Here is a 12410-nt window from a genome sequence, read left to right as displayed (position 1 = left end):
GAAGAGTTGCCCTTGCAGCAGGCGTTTCGAGTTGTTCAGATGCATTGAGGCATCACACGTTATTAGGGAGAAATCAGCGTGGCACGGATTGCCGGGGTAGACCTGCCTCGCGATAAGCGGGTTGAGATTGGTCTTACATACATTTATGGAATTGGACTCACGCGCGCCAAAGAGGTGATCGCCAAAACGGGTGTTAACCCAGATACTCGCGTTAAGGATCTGAGTGACGCCGATGTTGCGACGCTGCGAGAAGCGGTTGAGGGGGGGTATCAGATTGAAGGAGACTTGCGTCGATTTGAATCGTTGAACGTCAAGCGATTGATGGACATCGGATGCTATCGCGGTCGTCGTCATCGGATGGGTTTGCCCGTCCGGGGTCAGCGAACTCGGACCAACGCCCGGACTCGGCGCGGCGGTCGTCGTACCGTTGCCGGTAAGAAAAAAGCGCCTGGTAAGAAATAAATAGGCAACTGCCGTCGAGCGGTTCCTTTTGGCTCTGGCTCATGGCAGTTTTCCTGCAAATCAAATATATAGAACCGATTCACCACTTTCTTCGATCGACGTACTTGAGAATTTGACATGGCAAGACAACCAGCACGGAAAACCGGACCGCGTAAGGCAAAGAAAAATGTGCCAAGCGGCGTAGCCCACATTCAATCTACCTTCAACAATACGATCGTAACTATTTCTGATGTCCAAGGCGAGGTGATCTCGTGGGCATCTGCCGGCTCAAGCGGGTTCAAAGGAGCCAAGAAAGGGACTCCGTTTGCGGCTCAGACTGCCGCAGAATCTGCCGCTCGTCGGGCGATGGATCAAGGAATGCGCCAACTTGAAGTCATGGTGAGTGGACCCGGCGCAGGACGAGAAACTGCTATTCGGGCACTACAAGGGACTGGATTAGAAATCACTCTGATTCGCGACGTTACACCTATTCCTCACAATGGTTGCCGCCCGCCCAAGCGTCGGCGAGTCTAATTCTCAAAGCGCGTTTGCCCCAGAGTTTGGCAGGGCTAACAGTAGGGGGTTTATTTTGCTGATTGATGCAGCGAAACTCAGTTTCGGAGTCATAACAGAGGGAGTTATCCCTCGCAACGAAGGAAAAGGGAGGTTACTCCGTGGCACAACAGTTTCAGGTTGAATGTGTAGAGTCTAGTTCTGAGAACGACCAAAGCCAATTTAGTCGATTTGTGTTAGCGCCTCTCGATCGCGGTCAGGGAGCAACGGTCGGAAATGCACTGCGACGCGTGCTGCTTTCTAACTTAGAGGGGGCAGCCGTTACCTCGATCCGCATTGCCGGTGTAACCCACGAATTTGCAACGGTTCCGGGTGTTCGGGAAGATGTGTTAGACATCATGCTGAACATGAAGAAGCTGGTGTTTAAAACCTTTTCTTCCCAGCCTCATATTGGTCGGTTGTTAGCCCAAGGTCCAGCAACCGTCACTGCTGAACAGTTTGATGTGCCGTCAGAAGTTGAGACAGTAGATCCAGATCAATACATCGCCACTCTAGCGGCAGGGGCAACCCTGGAAATGGAGTTTCGGATCGAGAAAGGCAAGGGCTATCGGGGCGTTGAAAAGATCCGTGATGAAACCGCAATGGACTTCCTCCAGATCGACTCTGTGTTTATGCCGGTGCGGAAAGTCAATTACAGCGTCGAAGATGCCCGGGAAGGCGGGTCGCTGGAAAAAGATCGCCTGATCATGGAGATTTGGACGAATGGCAGTATGACGCCGCAAGAAGCGCTCAGCCAAGCTGCCAACATTTTGGTAGACCTGTTCAACCCGTTGAAGGATATTACCTTCGAGCCGTCTGATGACGAGTCTTCGTCTGATGATCATCCCGAAAGTCAAATTCCGATCGAGGAACTCCAGCTTTCGGTGCGGGCATACAACTGCCTGAAGCGTGCCCAGATCAACTCGGTTGCGGATTTGCTTGATTACAGCCAAGAAGACTTACTGGAGATCAAGAACTTTGGTGCTAAGTCAGCGGAGGAAGTCGTCGAAGCGCTTCAGCAACGGTTGGGAATTACCCTGCCCCACTCTAAGTCTGCTAGTTAGGGCTGTAGAGGGTAGATCAGAGTTTGTCTTTTGCCCTTGTGCCCTAACCCCATACCCCGTTCACATTACATAACATCTTCTCATGCGTCACCGTTGTCGAGTCCCCATGTTGGGCAAACCTGCGGATCAGCGTAAAGCTCTCCTCCGAGCGCTTACGACCGAACTGATTCGCAATGGTCGAATTACTACGACCAAAGTTCGAGCCAAAGCTGTCCGCTCTGAAGCGGAAAAAATGATTACCTTGGCAAAAGATGGCTCTCTGTCGGCTCGCCGTCAGGCAATGGGTTATATCTATGACAAGCAACTTGTGCATGCCCTGTTTGAGCAAGCGCAAGAGCGTTATGGGACGCGCGAAGGCGGCTACACCCGGATTTTAAGAACGGTGAGCCGTCGGGGTGATAATGCCGACATGGCCATCATTGAATTAACCTAATTGCGGCATGAATCTTACGCCCCTGCCAGCGAGTCAACGGGTTGCCTTAGTTATTCAATACTTAGGCACTCATTTTCATGGTTGGCAACGGCAGCCGAACCAGCGCACTGTTCAAGCAGAGATTGAGCGCGCCATTTGCTCCGCGATCGCGGAAGGCAACGCCTCGGCTACGGGTTCTCCCGTGGTTCTTCATGCCGCAGGTCGCACCGATGCAGGGGTTCATGCGGCAGCGCAGGTGGCTCACTTTGATGTTGTTTCTCAAATTCCGGCGCATCGTTGGATGAGCGTACTCAATGCTCGGTTGCCAGACGATATTTTAATTCGGGGGTCTGCTGCGGTTGATCCAACCTGGCACTCCCGGTTTTCAGCGTCTTGGCGACGGTATCGATATACGCTTTACACCGATCCCTGCCCAAATTTGTTTGTGCGATCGCAAGCTTGGCATTACTACTACGAGCCGTTAGATGAAATGATCATTCAGAAGGCGCTTGACCCCTTAATAGGTCGGCACCATTTGGCGGCGTTTCATCGAGCCGGATCGAATCGTCCTCACTCGTGGGTGGATGTCCAAGAAACGCTCTGTCAGCGAGACGGCTCATTTATATACGTCGAGGTGCAAGCCAGCGGGTTTTTGTACGGCATGATGCGGTTGTTGATCGGTCTGCTGGTGCAAGTCGGGCGAGAAGCCATCTCCCTCGAAGAGTTTAGGCGCTTGTGGACAGAGCAATGTCGGGAAAAAGTTAAATACGCTGCTCCGGCTCAAGGGCTGTGTTTGCTGCGTGTAGGATATCCCGATATGCCCTTCTTGCCCAATCTTTGGTTTGACACCCAGCCCAAACTCACCTTACCCGTGGTTTCTGCATCCAACTACTGCCTCACCTAAATTCAACTTCAACCTGAAACACTCTCATGGACAACAAAACCTACCTCCCTTCCGTCGCCACGATGGAGCGCAATTGGTACGTCGTAGACGCAACCGATAAACGCCTCGGTCGATTGGCAACCGAAGTCGCCAACGTATTGCGCGGCAAAAACAAGCCCCACTTTACCCCTCATCTTGACACTGGCGATTTCGTTATCATTGTCAATGCTGAGAAAGTCGCCGTTACGGGCAAGAAACGTTCTCAAAAGCTGTATCGCCGCCATTCTGGTCGACCGGGCGGGATGAAAGAAGAAACGTTTGAAAAACTGCAAGCGCGTCTGCCTGAGCGGATCATCGAAAAAGCGGTGAAAGGGATGCTGCCCAAGAATTCTTTGGGTCGTCAGCTATTCACTAAGCTGAACGTTTACGCAGGACCTCATCATCCCCATGCGGCCCAAAGACCTGAAGTTTTAGAAATTAACACCATTCCTGGAGGACAAGAGTAATGCAAGCTACTGAAGGACGGGTGATGTACCAGGGCACGGGTCGTCGCAAAACGTCGATCGCACGGGTTCGGTTGGTTCCGGGCGACGGTCAGATTGTTGTGAACGGCAAGCCGGGAGATTTGTATCTCCAGTTCAACGCAGGCTACCTTTCAGCGGCTAAGGCTCCCTTGGAAACCCTCGGTTTAGAAGGGGAGTATGACATTTTGGTTAATGCTCACGGTGGCGGCTTGACCGGACAAGCCGATGCCATTCGGATGGGTGTGGCACGGGCATTGTGCCAGCTTGACCCAGAGAACCGCAAACCCTTGAAAGTTGAAGGGTATCTGACCCGTGACCCAAGAGCGAAAGAGCGCCGTAAATATGGTCTGCGAAAAGCGCGCAAGGCTCCTCAGTTCTCGAAGCGCTAATTGGCGTTGGGGATCAACCGATAGAATAGTTAGAGATAGCGCGATCGCAGCAAACAGGCAATAAATCAGGAGAATAACATGGCAAAAGCAGGAATTCACCCAACGTGGTATCCCGAAGCAAAGGTCATCTGTAATGGGGAAGTGGTGGCTGTCGTCGGGTCTACTAAGCCCGAACTTCATGTCGATGTCTGGTCTGGCAATCACCCGTTTTATACCGGAACCCAGAAGCTGATTGACACGGAAGGTCGAGTCGAGCGGTTCTTACGGAAGTATGGCATGAGCGACGATCGCGCCAACGGTTAGGGTAGCTAGGTTGTGTTGACGATTTGCACTGGCAAGCTCCGCAAGAATTTGCTCCCCGTTCCGATCGTCCTCTCCTGGCTGTATCCCCTATTTTGATTGGTGGTAAAATCCCATGGCTGAAGCGTATTTAATCAGCAAACTCAATTCGGTCGAGCAGACCTTCGATGAACTCACACGGCGATTAGCTGACCCGGATGTTGCAAAAGATCCGGGTGAGTTTCAGCGGGTGGCAAAGATGCGATCGTCACTTGAAGACGTCGTTAACACTTACGAACAGTGGCGTAAAACAGAGCAAGATTTAGCAGGCGCGCGCCAAGTTGCCAAAGAATCGGCGAGCGATTTAGAACTGCAAGCACTGGCAGCGATGGAGGTTGAAGAACTGCACGCCAAACTTCAACAGTTGGAAGGTCGGCTGAAGATTTTGCTGTTGCCCAGCGATCCCAATGATGAGAAGAACATCATGCTAGAGATTCGCGCTGGCACGGGCGGTGATGAAGCTAGCATTTGGGCGAGCGATTTGGTGAGGATGTATTCTCGCTACGCCGAGCAAGAAGGATGGCGGATCAAAATGGCGAGTGAATCTCTGGCAGATTTGGGTGGGTTTAGAGAAGCCATCATGGAGATTCAGGGCGATCGCGTCTACAGTAAGTTGAAGTTTGAGGCAGGCGTTCACCGGGTTCAGCGGGTTCCAGTGACGGAAACCCAGGGTCGGGTTCATACCTCGACCGCGACGGTTGCCGTGATGCCGGAAGTCGATGAAGTCGAAGTCAAAATTGATCCTAAGGACATCGAATTGACAACGGCGCGATCGGGCGGCGCAGGGGGGCAAAACGTCAACAAGGTGGAAACCGCCGTTGACCTGATGCACAAGCCAACGGGCATTCGGATCTTTTGTACAGAAGAGCGATCGCAGTTGCAAAACCGAGAGCGAGCGATGCAAATTTTGAGGGCAAAACTCTACGATATTAAACTGCAAGAGCAGCAAGCAGAGGTGACATCGCGGCGAAAATTGCAGGTTGGTACAGGCTCTCGTTCAGAAAAAATTCGCACTTATAACTATAAAGATAATCGGGTGACGGATCATCGGCTGGGTCAAAACTTTGCGCTTAGCCCCGTGTTAGAAGGCAACTTAGAAGAAGTGATTCAGACTTGCATTTCTCAAGACCAGCAGGAGCGTTTAGAGCAGTTGGCATCTGAGACCGGTGAAGAAGCGATTGCTTCATAAACTCTGTAGGATCGTAAAATAGCAGTTACTGGAGATGGGGTGGGATAAAAACAATATCGAAGCCATGTTCGACTGGTTGATTCGCGTCATGCTAAACCAGGTCTTGCACAGTAGTCTCCCACTTGAATGCCTTGTAACCCCAGGAATAAAACCGATTGAAAATAGCGTCAGGTGATAAACCTAACTGACTGAGTTTAAGCGGATTGATTTCACAGCATACGATGGGCTTTAGGCGACTGAAAAAGTTTTCTCCTCCTTCAAGGGCGAAAGGGTTCACATCCTTCGATATCCATTTTGACAAAGCCAACCTGAGGAAACCCTTGGCTTTCCCAAATATCATCTAAGCGTTGAATCTTGATCTGCTCAGCGTCATCGTCAGGTGTTTCTGGCGCGATCGAAGAGGAGCCTGGATCGTGGGGCGGTGTGTAAAGCATCGCTTCTCCCTGATGAGCACCGACTGCTGTGGCAACAACTTCAGCATTGAGGGCGTTGGAAAGTTCAAGGTTCGATTTGAGCGTTGCTAAGTTTCTAGATAATGGCTCAAACGCATAGACCTTGCCCCGATCGTCCTACAATTTCCTGAATACGCAGCGTCCAAAGACCGATATTTGCGCCGATGTCGTAGCATGTCATACCGGGTGAAACATATCGATCGATCGCACAGCGGACGGCAGGCTCAAAATCATCTCGAAAAATGTAGATATAGCCGTGAATTCCAATTCGTTTGCCGGGGGACAACTGCATTCTTGAAGCCCGATGAATTTGGATCGTGGGACTTCGATGCACAAGCTTTAAAGCTTGCCATACGAATATTTGAGTAGTGGCTGCAATGGGATGATCTTGAAACGCTTGGTGTGATACCAAAAATTTAACTTTGTCTAAGAGATTTTGGTAGGAATGGGTTATCAGCAATTACCTTGACAGTGCAACGATTTTCAGGATGCTTAAGCTGGATTCAGCTAGACATCAGTTTTGTCTTGAGTTCTATCTTATGAACTAGCAAAGGGTAACGCTCAACTAGGGAGATTTGTTGAGTTTATATGAGGATGACCTATGGCGTATGGCTCATGGCTGAGGACATAGGCACCCCAATCTTTTATCTGCCAAGCTTTAGAAAACGAAACTTCTAACAACAGAAAGTATTCATCGCAACACTAAATTAACTTAGAAATTAACTTAGAAAATGATGGAATTTTGCATCATTACGGCATTGCTAAAAACTCATAAAATGTAATGCAAACACCATTGGGATCAAGAACAGAAAACTCCTGACTGCCCCATGCTTTGCGCTCCAATGCGCCATCGGGATGAATCAACGATCGACCCCCTTCCCCAAACCCAGACAGGCTCAAATATTCCTGATACAGCGCGGCGATGCCGTTGACTTCGATTCTAAGTAGCGTCCATTCTGCGATCGCAGGATCTGGATTCTTCTGGAGAAAGATTTCAATCTCATCCCTTGAAATTAGCGCTAGTTCAGGATGGTCGCTATCTTGCCATTGTTTTTTAAACCCTAGCTTTTGCTCATAAAATGCGATCGTAGCCGACAGATCCTCACCCGATGGAATAAAGGGGCAGACTTTTTTCAAGATGGGTGCAGAAGGCATTGCAGAACTTTAGTACTTTTGCACTGAATTCTAAAGGGTTCGATAGAGGATTGCAATACTTTCTGAAGCACAAATATTGTGATGCACAGAAGTCCTTGCTCTTTAGCACAAGGCAAACGGCGTAGAAAATTGCATGAGGTGTTGATGTTTGTTTAACACCTGCTCCGGTCTTGGCTCAAAGTGCTAAGCTTATCGATTAGCTAGGGGTGTCCACGGGGGCTGAGAACAAACCCTTAGAACCTGAGACTGGGTAATGCCAGCGAAGGGAAGCTGTTTATCTGAGGAACCGAATATGCGGACAGACTGGATCGCAAAGCGTCGCGGGCAAGCCAACGTCAGCCAAATGCACTATGCGCGGCAAGGCGTGGTCACCGAAGAGATGCACTATGTGGCAAAACGGGAAACTCTTCCTGTAGATCTCATTCGCGATGAAGTGGCGCGTGGGCGAATGATTATTCCAGCCAATATCAACCACCCCAACCTAGAACCCATGGCGATCGGCATTGCCTCTAAATGTAAGGTCAATGCCAATATCGGCGCGTCTCCCAACTCTTCGGACATCAACGAGGAAATCGATAAGCTGAATTTAGCCGTGAAATATGGCGCAGATACGCTGATGGATTTGTCTACGGGTGGCGGCAATTTAGACGAGATTCGGACGGCTGTGATCAATGCCTCTCCCATCCCGATCGGCACCGTGCCAATCTACCAAGTGCTAGAGAGCGTTCACGGGAACTTAGATCAACTCACGCCTGACGATTTTCTGCATGTGATTGAAAAACATGCTCAGCAGGGCGTAGATTACATGACAATTCATGCAGGATTGCTGATCGAGTATTTGCCCCTTGTCAAGACTCGGATCACAGGAATTGTGTCACGTGGGGGCGGCATCATTGCCCGGTGGATGCTGCAACATCACAAGCAAAATCCGCTCTATACCCATTTTGATGACATTATTGAGATCTTCAAACGCTATGATGTGTCGTTTAGCTTGGGCGATTCCCTGCGCCCTGGTTGCCAGCACGACGCCTCTGATGCTGCCCAGCTTTCTGAACTCAAAACCCTCGGACAATTAACCCGCAAAGCGTGGGAACACGATGTTCAGGTGATGGTGGAAGGTCCGGGTCATGTGCCGATGGATCAGATCGAATTTAATGTGCGTAAGCAGATGGAAGAGTGCTCGGAAGCGCCGTTTTATGTGTTGGGGCCGTTGGTGACCGATATTGCGCCAGGATATGATCACATCACGTCTGCGATCGGGGCAGCGATGGCAGGGTGGTATGGCACCGCGATGCTCTGTTACGTTACGCCCAAAGAGCATCTTGGCTTACCCAATGCAGAAGATGTGCGGAATGGGCTGATCGCCTACAAGATTGCGGCGCACGCGGCAGATATTGCGCGGCATCGTCCGGGGGCACGCGATCGCGATGATCAACTTTCTCACGCTCGCTACAACTTTGACTGGAATAAACAGTTTGAGTTATCCCTTGACCCAGAACGCGCGAAGGAATACCACGACGAAACGCTTCCAGCAGACATCTACAAAACCGCTGAATTTTGTTCAATGTGTGGTCCTAAATTCTGCCCAATGCAGACCAAAATGGACGCAGACGCCATTACAGAGCTAGAGGCGTTTCTAGCGAAGGAGCATGGAATGGTTGCATCTCAAGGCTAAGCCTTGTTGCAAGATCATCACAACTCCGACTTGTTTAAAGAGTCGGGGTTGTTGCCTTATTAAGCAATTAAACTATGTCTAAAACAGTGAAAAACTTAAAGCTCTTGCCTTCCTTTAGCCTTCTATAAATGACTTTTCTTTATGAATTTTTTAGATACGATTGGATATCGTCTAGCATGCCCATTAGCTGCTCAACTAGTGTTGGAATATCTGTAAATCTATCATCTGCGGCGCATTGCTCAACCTGTAATGCAACTTCTTGCGTTTCGTATAACCCAACATTGGCACTAGAGCCTTTGATATGATGAGCAATTTGCAGCAATTGCGATTTATCATGCTGAGTCAGCGCTGTTTGTGCATCTGCTAAATGGCGTCTTGTATCCTCTATAAAAATGTGCAGCAATTCCCGCTCAAAAGCGGCGTTACCATCAGAAATTTGGTGAAGATGCTCCCAATCGATCGCTAAGTTCATAGGTCTTATCGAGTGATAATTTTGTAGAATGTTGCCCCAATAAGTTAGTTTTTCCCTCAGCTTTTCTTTAGAAATAGGTTTACTTAAATAATCATCCATTCCAGCTAACAAACATCGCTCTTGGTCTTCTAAAAAAGCATTGGCAGTAAGCGCTAAAACAACGATGCGGCGATGTCTTCCTTCCCATTGTCGAATTATCTCCGTTGCATTGTAACCGTCTAGCACTGGCATTTGGCAATCCATTAACACTAGATTGTAAGGGGTTGGATTGTAGGAGGTTGGATTGTAGGAGGTTTGCCTGATCCTATCGAGCGCTTCTTTACCATTTGCTGCAATGTCAGCCGTGTAGCCCAAGTGTTTGAGTTGATTTAACGTTACTTTTTGATTGACGATATTATCTTCAACTAACAGAATTTTGAGGTTGGCTGCCGACGTTTCTGAATCTAACGTTTCCGGGGGTGTAATAGTGCAATCAGCCTGTTTTTCAAACGATAGCGTTACCCAAAACTGAGACCCGTTTCCGGCGTCGCTGTTCACCCCGATCGTGCCACCCATCAACTCAACCAACTGTCGGGAAATCGCCAGCCCTAGCCCTGTTCCGCCATATTTTCGGGTCATGGAAGCATCAACTTGGGCAAAGGGGCGAAACAACCGCCCTTGATCGGCGACAGGAATACCAATTCCGGTATCTCGAACTGAAAACAAGATCGTCGCCATGGTTGCTGTTTCCTGCTCAAGACTTGCCTGGACGACGATTTCGCCCTCATTGGTAAATTTCACTGCATTGCCAATGAGATTGGTCAGCACTTGTCTCAACCGGTTGACATCACCCCGCAACCAGAGCGGACGCGGCTGATCAATCAGCGTTGCTAGCTCTAAGCCCTTGGCGTGGGCGGCTGGGGCTAACAGATTTGCGACTTCTTCAACACAGGCGACGAGATCAAAATCGAGCGTTGTTAACTTCATTTCTCCTGCTTCGAGCTTCGAGAAATCGAGAATTTGATTGATCAGCGCCAGCAAACTATCGCCACTTGTGCGTATGCTTTCTACAAAGTTGAGTTGTCTAGCATTGAGGTGGGTGTCGAGCAATAGTCCGGTCATGCCTAATACGGCATTCATCGGAGTGCGAATCTCGTGGCTGATCGTGGCGAGAAAGGTACTCTTCATCTGAGAGGCGCGTTCGGCTTCGGCGCGTGCCTGCTCTAGAGCAAGGTTTTGCTGAGCCAACTGCTCGCGCTGCTGACGTTCTTGGTTGAGCAAGCGTGCCTGTGTCAGCGCGATCGCAACTTGGTCTGCCAGTTGGGTCAGAAAATTGACTTCAAAGCTGTACCAAGATCTCGGATTGGCGCACTGATGAGCAATCAACAATCCCCACAAGAGCGGCTTGCTCTCTACGTCCTGCGTCAGCAAAATCGGCACGACCAGAAGGGCCTTGACCTGAAATTGCTTCAGCATCTCTTTGTGACAGGATTTTAAATCGGCAAGATCAAGATCTTCAAAGGCGGCAATTTCTCCCTGCTGATACTTGCGCCAGGTTTCTTCTCGAAAGCAGGGATCTTCAAGCTCTGCGCCCAGCGCCGAACTCCATGCCTCACCCACCGACTCAACTACTACCTTTCCCTGCCAGTGCTGCTCAAAGCGATAGATCAAGACGCGATCGCTCGTGAGAAACTGCCGAACTTCTGCCACCGTTGTGCTTAGAATTTCGTCGATTTGCAGCGACTGCCGAATTCGCAGCGACATGGCTGCAAACAGGTGCGATCGCTGGCTTTGGCGCTGAAGATATTCTTCGGCAGATTTGCGCTCGATAAATTGCCCGACCTGAGATGCGATCGCGCTCATCATCGCGCTCATCAAATCTTCGTTAGGCGGTTGCACCCGATGACTAAATAGCGTGATCACTCCTAGGGTTTCGTGCTCGCTGATGATTGGGCAGCCCATCGCGCTGTGCAATCCCACCCGTTGAGCAATGGGCGAACGAAGGAACTGTCTATCATAGACAACATCGCTCATCCACATCGGTTCGCGGCTGCTCCATACTCGCCCTGGCAGCCCCAGCCCCGGCGCAAATACCCACGACTGAGCCGATCGCTCAAACTCTGAAAATTGCCCGTTCATCCGGCTCCAGTTTGCAAAGCAGCGCACTACATCCACTGTGCGATCGACAATCCACAGTTCCCCCAGATCCCAACCAGAGCTTTCGCAGATTGTCTGGAGCAAGCGCGGGGCGGCTTGGCTTAGGGTTGGAGAGTCGGCTAACACTTGTGTCACTTGGTGCTGAAGCGTTAGCTGAAAGTGGAACTCACTGGGATGCACCTGCAAAGATTGAGCCTCAAGCTGATGAATTTTATAGCGATGTTCTAAATGAGCGATCGCTTGCTCGGCGAGTGCCTTTAAACCTTGCTGCTGACGGTTGGTCAAGCTCTGGGGCACATAATCCATCACGCACAGCGTCCCCAACGCATAGCCGTTTGCATCTGTAAGGGGTACGCCTGCATAAAACCGAATAGGCGGCGCATCAAGTCCTTGAGGGTTGGCGATAAAGCGCTCATCTCCCGATGCATCCACGACGACTAAGACCTCTTGTTGCGTAATCGTGTGGCTGCACATTGCCTTGCGTCGTGGCATTTCGGATGCGTCAATCCCAACTTTTGCCTTAAACCACTGCCGATGAGCATCAACGCAGCTTAGAAATGCGATCGGCACATCACAAAGCTGCGATGCCAATTGAGTTAGAGCATCAAATATAGGTTCGGCAGGGGTGTCGAGAATGCCGTACTCGTAGAGGGTTGCGAGTCTAGCTACCTCATGGTCGGGAGATGCAGTCATACACGAAAGGGGGCAACGGAAGGCAACGTCTCAC

General features: G+C 50.2%; 13 protein-coding genes, 1 pseudogene and 1 riboswitch. Of the genes and pseudogenes, 10 read left to right on the top strand and 4 right to left on the bottom strand.

The genetic code is table 11. The features are described 5' to 3' along the window. Positions 1-78 precede the first annotated feature (78 nt). From rpsM to prfA, 9 genes are all read left to right on the top strand, one after another. Positions 79-462 (top strand): 30S ribosomal protein S13, encoded by a 384-nt coding sequence (gene rpsM / locus GS601_RS18860; RefSeq protein WP_162424847.1) that lies wholly within the window; start codon positions 79-81, stop codon positions 460-462. A 117-nt stretch (positions 463-579) separates the two neighbouring features. After that, complete coding sequence (gene rpsK, locus GS601_RS18855; RefSeq protein WP_162424846.1) at positions 580-975, top strand: 30S ribosomal protein S11; 396 nt, start codon at positions 580-582, stop codon at positions 973-975. A gap of 140 nt (positions 976-1115) precedes the next feature. Next, positions 1116-2057 carry a DNA-directed RNA polymerase subunit alpha gene (locus tag GS601_RS18850; RefSeq protein WP_162424845.1) on the top strand — a complete coding sequence of 314 codons (942 nt, stop codon included), beginning with the start codon at positions 1116-1118 and terminating at the stop codon, positions 2055-2057. 82 nt (positions 2058-2139) lie between these two features. Continuing rightward, positions 2140-2490 carry a 50S ribosomal protein L17 gene (rplQ, locus tag GS601_RS18845; RefSeq protein WP_162424844.1) on the top strand — a complete coding sequence of 117 codons (351 nt, stop codon included), beginning with the start codon at positions 2140-2142 and terminating at the stop codon, positions 2488-2490. Positions 2491-2497: 7 nt separating this feature from the next. After that, complete coding sequence (truA, locus tag GS601_RS18840; RefSeq protein ID WP_162424843.1) at positions 2498-3373, top strand: tRNA pseudouridine(38-40) synthase TruA; 876 nt, start codon at positions 2498-2500, stop codon at positions 3371-3373. A 26-nt stretch (positions 3374-3399) separates the two neighbouring features. Continuing rightward, positions 3400-3858, top strand: coding sequence for a 50S ribosomal protein L13 (gene rplM / locus GS601_RS18835; protein ID WP_162424842.1), 459 nt, complete (start codon positions 3400-3402; stop codon positions 3856-3858). Beyond that, entirely contained in the window at positions 3858-4265 is a 408-nt protein-coding gene (gene rpsI / locus GS601_RS18830) for a 30S ribosomal protein S9 (RefSeq protein WP_162424841.1), read from the top strand. Before rplM ends, rpsI begins: the two co-directional genes overlap by 1 nt. Positions 4266-4343: 78 nt before the next feature. Then, a complete protein-coding gene (gene rpmE, locus GS601_RS18825) occupies positions 4344-4568 on the top strand; it encodes a 50S ribosomal protein L31 (RefSeq protein ID WP_162424840.1) in 225 nt (74 codons plus the stop codon). A 112-nt stretch (positions 4569-4680) separates the two neighbouring features. Beyond that, entirely contained in the window at positions 4681-5793 is a 1113-nt protein-coding gene (gene prfA, locus GS601_RS18820) for a peptide chain release factor 1 (RefSeq protein ID WP_162424839.1), read from the top strand. Between the two features lie 257 nt (positions 5794-6050). Here prfA and GS601_RS18815 read toward each other — a convergent pair. From GS601_RS18815 to GS601_RS18805, 3 genes and pseudogenes are all read right to left on the bottom strand, one after another. Next, a pseudogene (locus GS601_RS18815) lies at positions 6051-6299 on the bottom strand (FkbM family methyltransferase); the annotation flags it as partial. Positions 6300-6333: 34 nt separating this feature from the next. Beyond that, positions 6334-6537, bottom strand: a complete 204-nt coding sequence (locus GS601_RS18810) for a hypothetical protein (protein ID WP_162424838.1) — start codon at positions 6535-6537, stop codon at positions 6334-6336. A 458-nt stretch (positions 6538-6995) separates the two neighbouring features. Further along, positions 6996-7400, bottom strand: coding sequence for a VOC family protein (locus GS601_RS18805; RefSeq protein ID WP_162424837.1), 405 nt, complete (start codon positions 7398-7400; stop codon positions 6996-6998). A 192-nt stretch (positions 7401-7592) separates the two neighbouring features. After that, positions 7593-7685: riboswitch (TPP riboswitch) on the top strand. Positions 7686-7692: 7 nt separating this feature from the next. On the opposite strand from GS601_RS18805, the gene thiC reads away from it, so the two are divergent. Further along, entirely contained in the window at positions 7693-9075 is a 1383-nt protein-coding gene (thiC, locus tag GS601_RS18800) for a phosphomethylpyrimidine synthase (RefSeq protein WP_162424836.1), read from the top strand. 139 nt (positions 9076-9214) lie between these two features. Here the strand turns inward: thiC and GS601_RS18795 are convergent, their stop codons facing one another. Continuing rightward, entirely contained in the window at positions 9215-12376 is a 3162-nt protein-coding gene (locus GS601_RS18795; protein WP_162424835.1) for a GAF domain-containing protein, read from the bottom strand. Positions 12377-12410: the final 34 nt, after the last annotated feature.

Origin of the sequence: Myxacorys almedinensis A (assembly GCF_010091945.1) — a bacterium.
Classification (GTDB): Bacteria; Cyanobacteriota; Cyanobacteriia; order Leptolyngbyales; family Leptolyngbyaceae; genus Myxacorys; species Myxacorys almedinensis.
The sequence above is the reverse complement of the archived record's forward strand: the minus strand, read 5'-3'. Positions and strand labels throughout refer to the sequence as shown.

Coding starts and splice junctions, on each gene's coding strand:
- rplM (WP_162424842.1), top strand. CDS start 3,400: ATGGACAACAAAACCTACCTCCCTTCCGTCGCCACGATGGAGCGCAAT.
- GS601_RS18805 (WP_162424837.1), bottom strand. CDS start 7,400: ATGCCTTCTGCACCCATCTTGAAAAAAGTCTGCCCCTTTATTCCATCG.
- GS601_RS18795 (WP_162424835.1), bottom strand. CDS start 12,376: ATGACTGCATCTCCCGACCATGAGGTAGCTAGACTCGCAACCCTCTAC.
- rpsK (WP_162424846.1), top strand. CDS start 580: ATGGCAAGACAACCAGCACGGAAAACCGGACCGCGTAAGGCAAAGAAA.
- thiC (WP_162424836.1), top strand. CDS start 7,693: ATGCGGACAGACTGGATCGCAAAGCGTCGCGGGCAAGCCAACGTCAGC.
- truA (WP_162424843.1), top strand. CDS start 2,498: ATGAATCTTACGCCCCTGCCAGCGAGTCAACGGGTTGCCTTAGTTATT.
- rpmE (WP_162424840.1), top strand. CDS start 4,344: ATGGCAAAAGCAGGAATTCACCCAACGTGGTATCCCGAAGCAAAGGTC.
- rplQ (WP_162424844.1), top strand. CDS start 2,140: ATGCGTCACCGTTGTCGAGTCCCCATGTTGGGCAAACCTGCGGATCAG.
- rpsI (WP_162424841.1), top strand. CDS start 3,858: ATGCAAGCTACTGAAGGACGGGTGATGTACCAGGGCACGGGTCGTCGC.
- prfA (WP_162424839.1), top strand. CDS start 4,681: ATGGCTGAAGCGTATTTAATCAGCAAACTCAATTCGGTCGAGCAGACC.
- GS601_RS18810 (WP_162424838.1), bottom strand. CDS start 6,537: ATGCAGTTGTCCCCCGGCAAACGAATTGGAATTCACGGCTATATCTAC.